A 13806-nucleotide genomic window follows, 5' to 3' on the forward strand; every position below is an offset into this window, starting at 1 on the left:
ACGTTAGCGTGATGATACTGAATAGGGAGTCAATCGTTGTAGTTTTGTTGTCAGAATTTCAGGATACTTTTCGAGTAAGGTGTTAACTTGTTGTTTTATTGCTGTAACTTTAATTTCTTTGATAATACAACTTGTAGCGAGTGCCAATGCAAGACCAGTACAAAACATTGCGTAGGTAAAATCGCCTTTGTTCATATAGGTGCCAGCCATTACACAAAACATAATTATGCCTATAAAATCTCCAAATTGGTTGTAAGAATATACTAAGCGGTTTGTAGCAATATCTTTCTTTATTGTTAGTTTCGAGACAAAACGTGAGAAGTGAACATGCACATGATTATTCTTGAGTTGAGCATCTTCACCATACTGCTGTAAGAGTTTTGCGAGTAGTTTCATTGTAATGCTCCATGCTTGAAAGCTTAATAATAGAGCATTACGTCGATCTATTAAAGAGATTACCGAGCTTTATCAATAAATTCGCACACTTGCTTCATCGGCGTTAATACTCTAGGCGTTGGTCGGTGAAGTACCTTGGCATCAGGATGATATATTTGCTTGTTTTTTACCGCCGGTAATAATTGCCACTGCTGCCAATTGTAAAGTTCATGGCCTCGCGTTTCTTTGTCCTCAGGGACTAAAATCACTTGCGCGCCAGTAAGTAATACATTTTCAGTGCTCACTTTAGGGTAAGGACTATCCGCATCATTAAAGACATTAACTCCGCCGCAGCGAGTAATGAACTGATTGATCCAACTGTCTTTGCTAACCGTCATTAATGGTTTTGACCATAGCTGATAAAATACCTTAACCGGTTTGCGTGATTGATATTGCGTTGTGATTGCTGCGAGCTCTTGCTCAAAGTTGTTAGCAACTTGCGCCGCTTGTTTTTCATAGCCAGTCACTCTGCCCAGATGACGAATATCGCTAGCAATTTCATCAAGGGTTGTGGGATCAGAAGCAACCACGTTAAAACCCAATTTTTTGATTTGTTCGATTTGATTAAATTTATTGCCACTTGGCCAAGTTACGACGAGATCCGGCTTTAAACTGATAAGTTTTTCTAACGTTATACCTCGATAATCACCAATCACTTCGATCGATTTTTCCTGCTCTGGATAATCGGCGTGAGTTATCGTTGCAACGATATGCTCGCCAGCGCCAATGGCATAGAGCATTTCGACGGCATGAGGAGAAAGCGCGATGATTCGTTTAGGATGCGCATCTTCTGCGGCAACATTAACTGTGATAACGATCAGCGATAAGGTTGCAACGATAAGACGTTTAAGATTCTTAATAATCAAAACCAATCCTTGCTTTTACACCATTTTCAAAGGCGTGACGGGTAGGCTTTACTTCACTGATGGTATCAGCAATATCTAACAAAGCACGATGACAAGCACGGCCTGTGATGATGACATGTTGCATTGGCGGGCGATTTTTTATCGCTTGAATAACTTCTTCAACGTCAATGTAGTGATAACTAACCATGTAGGTTAATTCATCTAACAAGACGATATCTTGGCTCTCATCAGCGAGCATTTTTTTTGCTTCCTGCCATGCCGCTTGCGCGGCCTTGGTATCCAATTCTTTATCTTGTGTGTTCCAAGTAAACCCGGTGCCCATCACGCAAAATTCAACGCCAAGTTTCTCAAGAACATTGCGTTCTCCACATGGCCATTGGCCTTTAACAAATTGCACAACACTTGCTGTTTGACCATGACCAACAGCGCGTAATACAGTGCCAAAACCAGCAGTACTTTTGCCTTTCCCGTTACCTGTTATAACCATGAATATGCCTTGCTCTTTAGTCGCTTTTGCAACTTTGGCATCGATACTCTCTTTCAATTTTTGTTGGCGCTGTTGGTGCTTTTGTTTTTTTAATTCGTCATTATCGCTCATGGCTAAATCCTTACATGTGAAATTGGTTTAATGGGTAAAATACGTGAGGAAAGTGAGATAAATAGTCAACTCACTGATTTGCTGGGCTTGGCCTAACAAATCACCTGTATAACCACCAAGTTGTTTGTTGTACCACATCACAATTAAGCAGCGACTGACAATCAGCACAGCAATGAAACTTAATGATAACGTGAGTGGTAACAAGGTGAGTGGTAGTAACCCACTCAATAATAAAATGATAATTTCTGTTGGGCTTTGTTGCTCAGTCATTGGTTTGACTTTACTTGAGTCAATATCTCGGACGTAGGTTTGATTGAAAATAAGGCTCACCGCCAACACTCGGCTCAAACAATGACTCGATACCAACGCAATAACGATGATATTTAGGCCTAGTATTGGTTCAATTGATAGTTGTGCCAAGCATACTAACAATTGAAATTTTAACAAAATCGCAAATATCAAAGCCAACGCGCCATAGGTTCCTAAGCGAGAGTCTTTCATGATAGTTAGCTTTTTTTCGACACTCCAACCGCCACCAAAACCATCCCAAGTGTCTGCCAAGCCGTCTTCATGAAACCCGCCAGTAAGTAACGCACTGGCCATCATCGATAAAATAACAGCAATGCTAACAGGCCATAGTAAGCTAGATACTTGCCAAGTCAGTGCTGCAACAACGCCTACCAACAAACCAACAACACCGTAATAACGGCTAGCTTGATTAAGCCAATGCTGTTTAAAATCGGGAATATCTTTAATCGGCACACGCGTAAAAAAGCCTAAGGCAATGCACCATAAACGCCATTGATGTCGTAACCCAGTTTCTTTAGACATTAAGATTGCTCAACGCTAATATTCGCTTGTTCAAAACTCGCCATTTCATTATAAAAAGCCAATGCGCTGCGCAGCAGTGGTAAAGCCAGCGGGCAGCCGCTACCTTCACCAAGACGTAGGTTAAGATCTAAAATAGGGTAGGCGCTTAGCTCTGTTAATAAAAGCTGGTGGCCAAGCTCTTTCGAGCAATGGCTGAAAATCATATAGTCACGAACATTGTCTGACATTTTGCAAGCAAGGAGCGCCGCAGCACTTGAGATAAAACCATCGACTAAAATGACTTTACCCGCTTCGGCAATCGCGAGCATGGCACCAACCATCTGAGTGATTTCGAAGCCGCCGACTCGTCTTAATATACTTGCTGGGGCACTGATATCGCCGTGGTGAAGTTGCATGGCATCTGAAATTATTTTCTTTTTCTTAGCAACAGTATCTTCATCAACACCGGTGCCACGACCAACACAGAGGTCAATGTCGTGTTTTGTAATAAGATGCATAATCGCAGCTGCTGACGTTGTGTTACCGATGCCCATTTCTCCAATGCCAATGACATTTGCGCCAGTAGCAATGGCTTTTACAGCAGCTTGTTTACCAAAATCAAGACCTTGTTGCAGTTGCTCCTGAGACATTGCTGGCGCTAGGTTAAATGCTTGCGTTGTCGGTGCAATACGCTGTTTGATGAGCATTGGATGGTCAGGGTGTTCAATAACAGTGCCGCAATCAACCACATAGAGATTCATATTATTTTGACTACAAAATGCATTAATTGCTGCGCCGCCATGACAAAAGTTAGCCACCATTTGTCCGGTAACTTCAGGACCAGCGATTGAAACACCTAATTTACTAACGCCATGATCACCTGCAAATACCAATTGGATTGGCTGATTAATCAATGGCTTTTCAGCACCTAAAATCAGTGCTAATTGAATCGCCAGTGTTTCCAGTTGTCCTAATGATCCCAAGGGCTTCGTTTTATTATTGATTCGATGCTCAATCAGGCTTTGCTGTGTTTTATCTAGCGGTGCGATAAAGTCCATGATAAATCTCATTAATATTGACGACGTTGTTTAAGAATTAGCAGAAAGAAAACACTGCCGATGGCACTGGTAATAATGCCTAACGGTACTTCCTGATTGGTGATAAGCGTTCGCGCTGCCAAGTCGATTAAAATCATAAAGGTTGCACCAAGCAGGGCAACAATTACGTAGTTATTTAACATCCGCTGGCCTAATGTTAAGCGTACGACATGCGGAATTAAGAGTCCAACGAAGGCAATCCCGCCTGCATTTGCAACGATGACTGCGCAAATTAGTGAGCTCAAAATTAGCATCAGCAAACGAACTTTCGATACTGATACACCCAATGTTGTCGCATTCTCATCGCCACCAGAGATAGCGAGCACTTGTCTTGAGTAAGCGAAAAAAGCGATGATGCTAGTGCCAATAATAATTGCTGGCCACAATAATTGATCCCATTGTGCTTGAGAGAAGCTGCCGAGTGTCCAAAACAAAATTGATGCAGCGGCTTGTGGATCGCTTTGATATAAAATCGCACTAGTAGCTGCGCTAAACATGAATGAGCAAGCAACACCAGCTAGCAGCATGCGTTCAATTTGCTGATAAGTACTGCGCCCGGCAATAAATAACACCATGGTGATGGATAATAATCCACCGATAAATGCGCCAATTGGCAGCCACACAATGGCAATGTTGGTTAATACACTGAGCACAACGACGGCGCCAAATGAAGCGCCGGCAGAAATGCCAAATAAGAAGGGATCGGCTAACGGATTTCGTGTCACCTGCTGCAATGTCGCTCCGGCGATGGCTAAACCAGCACCAGAGAGTAGTGCCAGCAATATCCGTGGCAATCGAAGTTCTACGATGATTTGAGCGATAATAGGATCAACTGTCTGTTCACTCAATGAAGGAAATAATGCGTAAACCACATCCGAAAACGAGACTGAAATCGCACCAAAACTTAAGGCGACGATAATAGAAGTGATGCAAGAAAAAGCGAGTAATGCAATGATAAGTAGCGTTTTAGTCATGGTTTGAAGACTCGCTAAACAATAAATGTGGGCGTTTATGCTTCGGGTGTTCAATGACATCAACGTTGACTTGATAAATGTCACTGATCCGCGCTGGTGTGAGAACCTCCTGAGGCGATCCTTGAATAACGACTTTACCGTTGTCGACCAATATAATCTCATCACAGCATGCACTGGCCATATTTAAATCATGCAAGGATACAATAACGCTACAACCAAGTTGCTGAACGCGCTTTAGTAAATCTAGTTGATAATGAATGTCTAAATGATTAGTTGGCTCGTCCATGATTAATAATTGATTGGCTAGACTATTTTTATAGCCTAATTGAACAATAGCACGGGCTATTAATACTCGTTGCTGTTCACCACCTGATAATGTTTCAAAATCATTATTTTGCAAATCCGTTAAATCTAATTGCTCAATGGCTGAATGAATAAGTGCATGATCGCTGGCCTTGGTATTTTCAAAGAGCTTTTTATGAGGAATAAGCCCCATAGCAACGACGTCTTTCACTTGATAAGGCATGGGGGCATTAGATTGACTCACAACAGCAACTTGTTTTGCGACATCGATTGCCGATTGTTGCCAAATGTCACAACCATTAAGTGTTACGCTGCCAGTACTTGGCGTGATAACGCGATATAAACTGCGTAATAAACTGGTTTTTCCACTGCCATTAACGCCAATGACACCGACGAATTCTCCCTTTTCAATACTAAAAGAGATGTCATCAAGTATGATTTTATTGTTGATGTGCCAGCTAAGCTGATGGACGTCGATGATTGATGACATAGTGATTTAGACGCGTAAGCAGAATCTGCCTTGTTGATGCGGCAGAGAGTCGCTCACACAAGTACTCCGCTTGAAATAAGGTAAATAGTAAATCAATGTTGGTATCTGGCTTGGGATAACGTGCTCATATTATTGAGCAGCTAACGTCACAGTTGCGGGTACAGCCAAGGAGTATCACCTTGTTCCCAAACATCAATCACCGCCATTATCGGCGATTTTCATGCCTATGCAAGCTTTTATCCTTCGTTGAGGTTTACTCAAATTCACGAAGGCCAAAGCAACATCGGATAATACTTATTATTATCAACGGTTGTTTGAATTTTCACGACAGCAGCGAAATCTATTTTAAGGGCAGTAATACCAATTGCATTAAATATTTGCCCACTTGTACTTGTTAAAATTAACTAAAATGGCGTTGCTCTCAATCCTAATAGCCAGCTATTAGTCAATCGAGCGCCTTGTTTTAGCTGATTTTCTCTACGCACAACAAGATCACTTACTTAATGCAATTGGTATTAATAGACGCCGCCAAGCCTTATCTATTCGTTGCTGGAAGTCACTTAATTGTTCACCGTTTGGCACGGTGACATCCCAGGGGGTACGCCAAAACTTATCCATTTGTGTTGGGGGATTGTTGATAAAGTTCGTCAAAGGGGTGTCCATCCCAATCACCAAAATTCATTTCTGCAATTTGTTGCTCAATTGACAGTGGCACTTGCCATTGTGATGCAATAGTTTGTGCCATGATAAAACAACGCTGTAACGGAGAAGTCACTGTGCAATCTATATCGCTTAACTTGCTCGCAGCATTCAGCATTTGCTGTTTACCAAGTCTAGATAAGGCAACATCTGTTGCACCATTAAGGTTTTTAGGGGCAACTGTTTCACCATGACGTAATAAAGTGATAGTAAATTGCTGCATGTGAATTCCTTAAATTAGTAATTTTATTACATAAATCACAGCTTTTTACTGGATTATCCGTTATAAAGTTACCATAATCGTAAAAAACAGGCTCAGTGAAAGCCATTTAGTCAAACTGTGCGTTGACAGGAGAATACAACCCCATGAAAAATCGTCAAGCGTTACCTAGCTGGAAGTTTCTTACACAACATGCTGTTGAGATGAAGTCAAAACATCTTAATAACCTTTTTGCAGGAGACAAGCAGCGCTTTGATAAATTTTCAATCAAGCTGCCACACCTATTGTTCGATTATTCAAAGAATTTGGTGACTGACGAAACCATGGCGAGATTAATTAACTTAGCGAAAGAATGCGATATTGAAGATTGGCGCGAACGTATGCTAAGTGGGGAAAAAATAAACCAAACAGAGCAACGTGCTGTGTTACATACGGCGCTACGTGATCGCAGCGGAAACGATTTAATTGTTGATGGTGAGAATGTTACACAGACAATTAATGTTGAGCTTGAGAAAATGGAAGCCTTTGTAAGAAAAGTACGTCAAGGCGATTGGAAAGGTTATAGCGGTAAACGTATCACTGACGTTGTAAATATTGGGGTTGGTGGTTCAAACCTTGGTCCACAAATGGTGACCGAAGCATTAAAGCATCACAATGACAGCACGGTTAATGTTCACTACATTTCAAATGTCGATGGTGCGCAAATTGCCGAAGTATTACGTCCGTTGAACCCTGAAAACGTGCTATTCATTGTTTCTAGCAAAACTTTTACCACCACTGAGACAATTACCAATGCGAAGACTGCACGCGCTTGGTTAACGTCGTCTTCGTTTGATGATGAAGCGGTGAAGCATCATTTTGTCGCCGTAACGTCTAACCTTGAAAATGCTACGGCATTTGGAATTCACCCTGATAACTTATTCTCTATGTGGGATTGGGTTGGTGGACGTTTCTCATTGTGGTCGGCGATTGGTTTGCCAATCGCGTTAGATATGGGCTTTGAAAAATTCATGCAGTTGCTAGAAGGCGCTCATGAAATGGATCAGCATTTCATTGAAACGCCGCTCGAGCAAAATACGCCAGTGATTTTAGCGCTAATTAGCCTATGGAATACCACCTTCTTAGGTTGCCAATCGCAAGCTATTTTACCGTATGATCAAACCCTTCATATGCTGGCGGCGTATTTGCAACAGGCAGAAATGGAATCTAATGGTAAGTCTGTAAGCTGGATGGGTGAAGATATTGAATATCAAACCGTGCCTTCAATTTGGGGCGGTGTTGGTATTAATGGACAACATGCGTTCTATCAATATTTGCATCAAAGTAAGAACGTTATTCCAGCAGATTTTATCGGTTCAATTGAAAGTACAACGCCAGTGAAAGGGCATCATGAAACGTTAATGAGTAACTTTTTCGCTCAAACGGAAGCATTGATGTGTGGTGTGAATGAACAGCAGGTTCGTGAAGATTTAAAAGCGAAAGGGCGTACTCAAGCTTATATCGACAAACTGGCGCCGCATAAGGTACATCAAGGTAACCGTCCTACTAATACCATTTTGCTCGACAGAATTGATCCTAAAAGCATGGGATCGCTAATTGCGTTATATGAACATAAGATTTTTGTGCAAGGTATTATTTTGCAAATTTGTTCATTTGACCAATGGGGCGTCGAATTGGGAAAAGGCTTAGCTGTTAAGATCCAAGCAGAATTAGCGCAGGATGGCGAAGTGGGTGAACATGATTCATCAACGACTAATCTCATCAATTATTACAAAGAAATGCGATACGGAAGCTAAATTAAAAACGCCGCTATGACTGTGAAGTTATAGCGGCGTTTTGTTATTCGTCAATGGGTTGTTGTAATGTCAACATATTGCATAAAACGGTATATTGTTCTTGATTTAGCGGATCAAATTTGATGACTGAATTGCGCAAACTTGAGCTCATAATTGTGCTTTGGATTTCCACTCGTTGATCTTTGCTGTTAAAAAGGCTGACTCTCACCCGATTATTTTTTAGCTCACTAAAGTTACTATTAACTTTAATACCTCCTAAATTTATTTCATACTCATCGCAAAATTCGGGTACGCCCTGTTCTGTATAAACTATGGCTTCGATATGATCGGCATTTCGAACCGCAACGCGAACACCTTCACGACGACAATCTTGTTCTGGCATGTGCCCCTCCAATAGATGCTTCACTTATTGATTAATAGTAGACAACAATTTAAATATCGTGGTGTTTTTTTACTTTTGTTGGTTGTTTTTTGTTCAGGCTGATGGGTTGAGTTCAAAGATTAACATTGCAGACTGGTAACAAATTTGGGTAAATGATAGATTGTGAAAAATTTGCGAGCTAAATTCGCAACATAATAATATTGAGAATAATGAGTAATGAGTCTAACTACACGTCAAGCTAGCGCTACCCAAGATAGCCTACTTCGGGTCTTCACTGTCCCAGAAGAGAAGGAATCGACGTTAAGTAGAGTTGAGCAAGAGATTTCTGAAAACCTCGAAGGTTTTTTACAATCTCATATTGTGGCAGTCGAAAAAGATCTTGCCGAAGTTGAAAAAGACTTCGCCGATGCAACTATTCCTAGTGATCCTATTTTTGTGTCACAACAAGCTGATTTTCTATTAGAAAAGTTAGTAGCGCACTCTGTTCATACCGCCTCTCCAAGTTTTGTTGGGCACATGACATCGGCGTTACCTTATTTTATGTTGCCGTTATCAAAAATTATGATTGCGTTAAATCAGAATTTGGTAAAAACCGAAACTTCAAAATCATTCACGCCGCTAGAGCGCCAAGTTATTGGTATGTTACATCGTCTTGTTTATAACAGTGATGATGGTTTTTATGACACCTTTATGCACGACCAAAACCATGCACTAGGGGCATTTTGTTCTGGTGGTACAGTCGCTAATATCACCGCACTGTGGGCTGCGCGTAATAATGCGTTTGCACCTACTGAAGATTATCCAGGCATCCAAAAGACGGGATTAATGGGGGGCTTACTTCATTATGGTTATCGCGGCGCTGCTATTTTAGTGAGTGAGCGCGGTCATTATTCTTTGAAGAAGACTGCCGATGTATTGGGGTTAGGGACTGATAATATTATTGCCGTGCCAACCAATGACAATAACCAAATTTGTTTGACGTCGCTTGGTGAGAAATGCCAAGAGCTTGTTGATAATAAAATTAAGATCCTAGCCTTGGTTGGTGTTGCTGGTACGACAGAAACAGGAACCGTTGATCCCCTTAATGACATGGCCGATATTGCTGAGCAATATAATTGTCATTTTCATGTTGATGGGGCGTGGGGCGCGCCAACATTATTTTCTAAGAAATATGCGCCACTGCTCGCAGGTATTGAACGTGCAGATTCAGTAACTATTGACGCTCATAAACAACTTTATGTGCCAATGGGGGCGGGAATTGTTGTCTTTAAATCACCATCAGTATTGAGCGGTGTAGAGCATCACGCTAATTATATTATTCGTAAAGGCTCTAAAGATTTAGGCAGTAAAACACTCGAAGGTTCACGCCCTGGTATGGCAATGCTTGTGCACTCTGGACTCAAGATTCTTGGCCGAAGTGGTTATGAACTGCTCATTGAGGAAGGTATTAACAAAACTCATCGATTTGCAGCAATGATTAAAAACCATTCTGAATTTGAATTGTGTAATGAGCCAACGCTTAACATCTTAACCTATCGTTACTGCCCACAATGGGTGACTGAACATTTAAAAACGTGTGATGAAGCGTCTAGAATTGCGATTAATGAACTATTAAATCGCTTTACTAAGTACTTACAAAAAATTCAACGTGGGCATGGTAAAGCATTTGTATCACGTACCAAGTTGACGCCATCTTATTACCAATACCAATCAATTATTGTGTTTCGTGTTGTGTTAGCTAATCCGTTAACAAGCGATGATATCTTAGCGGATATTCTAGCTGAGCAAGTGGTATTGGCTAATGATGATAATGAGCACACCTTTATGTCTCAATTACGCGCATTAGTTGATGCGGATTAATACCAACCTAGGAAAATATCTGATCATTTTTAACGGCCTAAATAGATGATAACTGCGTTATTTATTCTCTATGTAGAATAACTACATACGAGAATAAATGCCTTGTTCTAATCAATTTATTCTCGTAAAAAAGTAGACCATCTACTTACCTAGATTGGTATAACTTACCCAATCTGCTGCATTTATTTGTTTGAAATCCCCATACGCGCTGGATTAATCGCAGCGCTAGGTAATTTTTTAGTTTGTGATAAATGGTGCTGATAGATAACAGCGTACGCCAGCACATTTTTGACATAAGATCGTGTTTCACGGTAGGGAATACTTTCAACCCATTGATCTTGTGCTAACTCTTTCTTCACCCAATGTTTTACACGATGTGGGCCTGCATTATAGGCTGCGGCTGCGACAGCTAGATTATTATCAAACCGTGACAACATATCGCTAAGGTATGCTGTGCCCAATTTAATATTTAATGATGGCTCATGCAGTTGTTTGCGTGAATAATATAAAACTCCGTCTTTTTTAGCCTGTAGCTTTGCTGTTCCCGGCATTAATTGCATTAAGCCACGTGCGCCAGCACTTGATGTGGCATCTTTTAAGAATGCACTCTCTTGACGAGCAATCGCTAACGGCCAGCTTAGTGTCATGTCTTGTGCCTTAGCCTGATCGATAAAATCGCGTTGATGGGGCATTGGAAATCTTAAATCTAAATCGTTACGTTGCTCCGTCATGGTCAGCGTTATGATCGCGCGGTTGTGCCACTGCCAGTCGTTGGCTATGTGTGCCGCAGCAATTCGTTGCTCTTCATTTAGCGGTTTTACGAGTTGATACCACTCACGTCGCGCCGGTAAATCATCGCCCAATAAATAAAACTCATTTGCGCGGCGCAGATAATCATTGTTTTTAAGCGCCGAAATAATGGCGTTATCCTTGGCGAGTTTTTGGTGATTTAAACTGTAACTTTGACCAAGCTTGTCACTGGCTAAGAAACCATAATATCGACGTTTTTTAGCAATCTCACTATATAAGGTCTTCGCTTTCTCTTTACTTCCTAGCTCTTCAAGTGAGCTTGCGTACCAATATTGCCATTCTAACGGCGCATCAATAACTTGGTAATGAGCCATGTACAGTTCACTGATGGTTGCCCATTGGCCAATAGTCACTAAATGTCGCAAGATTTGTTCTTGTTTAGCAGCATTTAGCGCACTCCAAGTGATATGCGAGAGTGTGAACTGCGCTGATTCTTTTTCTTTTAACATAGCCCGTAGAGCAATGTTGTTTATTAGTTGATGACGCGTTTTTTCAGTAAAACCAATATGTTTTTTAATTTTTTCGATGAGGGTAATAGCCTTATCAATGTCACGATAAGTTATACGCTCAATCGCTATTTTCAGTGCGACATTGGCAAAATGCCCACGTTTCTTCCAATAATGGAATTTTGAGACCATTTGTGGTTTGTTATAGAGTTTTTTCCAGTATAGATAGGTAGCTTTGTCTTTGGCGTTTAGCGATTTTGCTAGGTACTTTGCTAGTTTTCCTTTGCGCTTCTTCAACGTGAGTTCAATACGTTGCAATGTTAGCTGACTGGTTTGTTTACCGGCTTTTTGCCAGCGCTTAATAATATAATCACATTGCTTAGGCAAAGAGCTTCCTGTTAACCATAATGAATCAACTTGCGCCAATGCTTCTTGTTGTTGCTTTGACTTATAGAGTGCTGTTAATTGCATGCATCGATAAGAGGTTCTATCTCCCGGACGATATAACGCAATGACGTCTTGCCAGTGGCGCTTTTTAAATTTCTTTTTCAGGGCCAATACACGCAAACTGTGTTTAAAGGGCAACTTTTTATAAGTAGTTAGAAAGGCATTAATGTCTTCAACGGAACGTTTTTCTAGTTGCCGTTTAAATAACGACAATTGAAGATACGGATATAGTGGATAATCTGTAAGATCATTGATTTGCTGACGCAGCTGTTTAGGAACTGCTTTACGCGAAGATAACTTGTCCAGTTCTTGTCTTACTTCATCAAACTCAGCGCGCTGTGTTTCAAGGTGCTTTACTGGATTAGCCGATACGGAAATTGCTAGCGAATATGAGAAGAAGGCTAGCGAGAAAAATCGGGTAAACATTTTGGGTCCTTAGGTTGTCCTTGCCATGGATTGGTTATCATGGCAGTTTTTTGAGAAAACACCAATGCTCTGGTGAGCTAATTATGGTCGAACCTCTCTATTAATCGGGTTATCGAGAGATATTAATGTCTCGGTAGACTGAATTTCATTAATCGCCTGAATTTTATCAATCAATACCCGTTGTAGATGATCGATAGACTTGGCCATAATCTTGACAAAAATATTGTAGTGTCCGGTGGTGTAATACGCTTCAAGCACTTCTTCAATTTCACTGAGTTTGTTGATAGTTGGTTTGTAGTCGCCGGCTGTTTTTAAATTAATACCAATAAAACAACACACATCGTAACCCAACGCTTTTTCATTGAGCTCAACTTTGGTACGCGCAATGATGCCTGCTTGGCGCATCTTCTCAATTCGAACATGAACCGTGGCTGGACTTACTGCTAATTTCTTACCTAATTCCGCGTAAGGAATTCTTGCATTGTCTTTAAGAGCACTCAGAATGTTTTTATCAAGATTATCGATTTGATACTGTTTGTTCATAAAAAGTCACATTAATTAGATGATATTCACTAAAACTGCGTTTATGGTAAATGAATTCAGTTATTTTAGATAATAATATTTTGAATGCTTGTTAAATGTTGTGTTTTAGTTGATTATCAACGCATGTTCTAAGCGGGCCTTGCTCGTGAGTGTTATTCGATTAGCTGTACCTTTATGGTTGTTAGTAAAAGAACTACTCAGCACCTAGAAACCTGGCGGTTTTCTAGGTGTTTTTTTTTGGATTTTTTTTGATAAAGCTAATGTTTATTAGATTTTAATGCGCGGTGTTTTATTTGTAATGGGCTGACGCGATCAACAATCGCTTGCTTTTGAACGTTAGAAGATGTCGACCAGCTGATGATTTCGTCAAGGGTTCTAAAGCATCCTTGGCAAATTTCTTCATCATCTAGTTTGCAGTTGGCAATACATGGGGAACGTACACTATGATCCATAACTGTCCAGTCTTAGTTGATACCTGAGCTCTGAAATAAGCACAACGGGTATATAATTGTTAGGCAATCACAGTTTTCGTCATTGCTGCTATTTTAATTATTCTAAAAAGCGCTGCCAGTTGTGTCAAATCGTCAGTCAATGATATATTGCC

The 13806-nt window shown here is 40.7% G+C and carries 15 protein-coding genes and 1 riboswitch; of the genes, 2 read left to right on the top strand and 13 right to left on the bottom strand.

Annotated elements, in window-relative coordinates:
* Positions 1–3: 3 nt before the first annotated feature.
* From ACMAZF_RS04235 to ACMAZF_RS04275, 9 genes are all read right to left on the bottom strand, one after another.
* On the bottom strand, positions 4–396 hold the full coding sequence (locus tag ACMAZF_RS04235) for a hypothetical protein (protein ID WP_435276225.1): 393 nt from the start codon (positions 394–396) through the stop codon (positions 4–6).
* A gap of 59 nt (positions 397–455) precedes the next feature.
* Positions 456–1295, bottom strand: coding sequence for a cobalamin-binding protein (locus ACMAZF_RS04240; RefSeq protein ID WP_435277178.1), 840 nt, complete (start codon positions 1293–1295; stop codon positions 456–458).
* Positions 1291–1899, bottom strand: a complete 609-nt coding sequence (gene cobO, locus ACMAZF_RS04245) for a cob(I)yrinic acid a,c-diamide adenosyltransferase (protein WP_435276226.1) — start codon at positions 1897–1899, stop codon at positions 1291–1293. The genes ACMAZF_RS04240 and cobO overlap by 5 nt, the downstream gene beginning before the upstream one ends.
* A gap of 27 nt (positions 1900–1926) precedes the next feature.
* Complete coding sequence (locus tag ACMAZF_RS04250) at positions 1927–2730, bottom strand: adenosylcobinamide-GDP ribazoletransferase (RefSeq protein WP_435276227.1); 804 nt, start codon at positions 2728–2730, stop codon at positions 1927–1929.
* Positions 2730–3767: a nicotinate-nucleotide--dimethylbenzimidazole phosphoribosyltransferase gene (cobT, locus tag ACMAZF_RS04255; RefSeq protein ID WP_435276228.1), complete on the bottom strand. Its 1038-nt coding sequence runs from the start codon at positions 3765–3767 to the stop codon at positions 2730–2732. The genes ACMAZF_RS04250 and cobT overlap by 1 nt, the downstream gene beginning before the upstream one ends.
* Before the next feature lie 11 nt (positions 3768–3778).
* Positions 3779–4780: a FecCD family ABC transporter permease gene (locus tag ACMAZF_RS04260; RefSeq protein ID WP_435276229.1), complete on the bottom strand. Its 1002-nt coding sequence runs from the start codon at positions 4778–4780 to the stop codon at positions 3779–3781.
* Positions 4773–5573, bottom strand: a complete 801-nt coding sequence (locus ACMAZF_RS04265) for an ABC transporter ATP-binding protein (RefSeq protein WP_435276230.1) — start codon at positions 5571–5573, stop codon at positions 4773–4775. Before ACMAZF_RS04265 ends, ACMAZF_RS04260 begins: the two co-directional genes overlap by 8 nt.
* A gap of 79 nt (positions 5574–5652) precedes the next feature.
* Positions 5653–5783, bottom strand: a riboswitch (cobalamin riboswitch).
* A gap of 282 nt (positions 5784–6065) precedes the next feature.
* Positions 6066–6236: a histidine phosphatase family protein gene (locus ACMAZF_RS04270; protein ID WP_435276231.1), complete on the bottom strand. Its 171-nt coding sequence runs from the start codon at positions 6234–6236 to the stop codon at positions 6066–6068.
* Entirely contained in the window at positions 6184–6495 is a 312-nt protein-coding gene (locus tag ACMAZF_RS04275; protein WP_435276232.1) for a histidine phosphatase family protein, read from the bottom strand. Before ACMAZF_RS04275 ends, ACMAZF_RS04270 begins: the two co-directional genes overlap by 53 nt.
* A gap of 143 nt (positions 6496–6638) precedes the next feature.
* Between ACMAZF_RS04275 and pgi the strand changes: the two genes are divergently transcribed.
* Positions 6639–8288, top strand: coding sequence for a glucose-6-phosphate isomerase (gene pgi / locus ACMAZF_RS04280; protein ID WP_435276233.1), 1650 nt, complete (start codon positions 6639–6641; stop codon positions 8286–8288).
* A gap of 43 nt (positions 8289–8331) precedes the next feature.
* Here the strand turns inward: pgi and ACMAZF_RS04285 are convergent, their stop codons facing one another.
* Complete coding sequence (locus ACMAZF_RS04285; protein ID WP_435276234.1) at positions 8332–8670, bottom strand: hypothetical protein; 339 nt, start codon at positions 8668–8670, stop codon at positions 8332–8334.
* Between the two features lie 216 nt (positions 8671–8886).
* Here ACMAZF_RS04285 and panP point away from each other — a divergent pair, with 216 nt between their 5' ends.
* Positions 8887–10530, top strand: a complete 1644-nt coding sequence (gene panP / locus ACMAZF_RS04290) for a pyridoxal-dependent aspartate 1-decarboxylase PanP (protein ID WP_435276235.1) — start codon at positions 8887–8889, stop codon at positions 10528–10530.
* 182 nt (positions 10531–10712) lie between these two features.
* Here panP and ACMAZF_RS04295 read toward each other — a convergent pair whose 3' ends face one another.
* The 3 genes from ACMAZF_RS04295 to ACMAZF_RS04305 form a co-directional block, all read right to left on the bottom strand.
* Positions 10713–12659 (bottom strand): transglycosylase SLT domain-containing protein, encoded by a 1947-nt coding sequence (locus ACMAZF_RS04295; RefSeq protein ID WP_435276236.1) that lies wholly within the window; start codon positions 12657–12659, stop codon positions 10713–10715.
* 81 nt (positions 12660–12740) lie between these two features.
* Positions 12741–13202, bottom strand: coding sequence for a transcriptional regulator AsnC (gene asnC, locus ACMAZF_RS04300; RefSeq protein ID WP_435276237.1), 462 nt, complete (start codon positions 13200–13202; stop codon positions 12741–12743).
* Positions 13203–13459: 257 nt separating this feature from the next.
* Positions 13460–13654, bottom strand: a complete 195-nt coding sequence (locus tag ACMAZF_RS04305; RefSeq protein WP_435276238.1) for a DUF1289 domain-containing protein — start codon at positions 13652–13654, stop codon at positions 13460–13462.
* Between the last annotated feature and the right edge of the window lie 152 nt (positions 13655–13806).

It is taken from the genome of Psychrobium sp. nBUS_13 (assembly GCF_051201665.1).
Taxonomy (GTDB): Bacteria; Pseudomonadota; Gammaproteobacteria; order Enterobacterales; family Psychrobiaceae; genus Psychrobium.

Coding starts and splice junctions, on each gene's coding strand:
- ACMAZF_RS04270 (WP_435276231.1), bottom strand. CDS start 6,236: ATGGACACCCCTTTGACGAACTTTATCAACAATCCCCCAACACAAATG.
- ACMAZF_RS04285 (WP_435276234.1), bottom strand. CDS start 8,670: ATGCCAGAACAAGATTGTCGTCGTGAAGGTGTTCGCGTTGCGGTTCGA.
- ACMAZF_RS04250 (WP_435276227.1), bottom strand. CDS start 2,730: ATGTCTAAAGAAACTGGGTTACGACATCAATGGCGTTTATGGTGCATT.
- ACMAZF_RS04305 (WP_435276238.1), bottom strand. CDS start 13,654: ATGGATCATAGTGTACGTTCCCCATGTATTGCCAACTGCAAACTAGAT.
- ACMAZF_RS04265 (WP_435276230.1), bottom strand. CDS start 5,573: ATGTCATCAATCATCGACGTCCATCAGCTTAGCTGGCACATCAACAAT.
- cobT (WP_435276228.1), bottom strand. CDS start 3,767: ATGGACTTTATCGCACCGCTAGATAAAACACAGCAAAGCCTGATTGAG.
- ACMAZF_RS04275 (WP_435276232.1), bottom strand. CDS start 6,495: ATGCAGCAATTTACTATCACTTTATTACGTCATGGTGAAACAGTTGCC.
- ACMAZF_RS04260 (WP_435276229.1), bottom strand. CDS start 4,780: ATGACTAAAACGCTACTTATCATTGCATTACTCGCTTTTTCTTGCATC.
- ACMAZF_RS04295 (WP_435276236.1), bottom strand. CDS start 12,659: ATGTTTACCCGATTTTTCTCGCTAGCCTTCTTCTCATATTCGCTAGCA.
- pgi (WP_435276233.1), top strand. CDS start 6,639: ATGAAAAATCGTCAAGCGTTACCTAGCTGGAAGTTTCTTACACAACAT.
- ACMAZF_RS04235 (WP_435276225.1), bottom strand. CDS start 396: ATGAAACTACTCGCAAAACTCTTACAGCAGTATGGTGAAGATGCTCAA.
- asnC (WP_435276237.1), bottom strand. CDS start 13,202: ATGAACAAACAGTATCAAATCGATAATCTTGATAAAAACATTCTGAGT.
- panP (WP_435276235.1), top strand. CDS start 8,887: ATGAGTCTAACTACACGTCAAGCTAGCGCTACCCAAGATAGCCTACTT.
- cobO (WP_435276226.1), bottom strand. CDS start 1,899: ATGAGCGATAATGACGAATTAAAAAAACAAAAGCACCAACAGCGCCAA.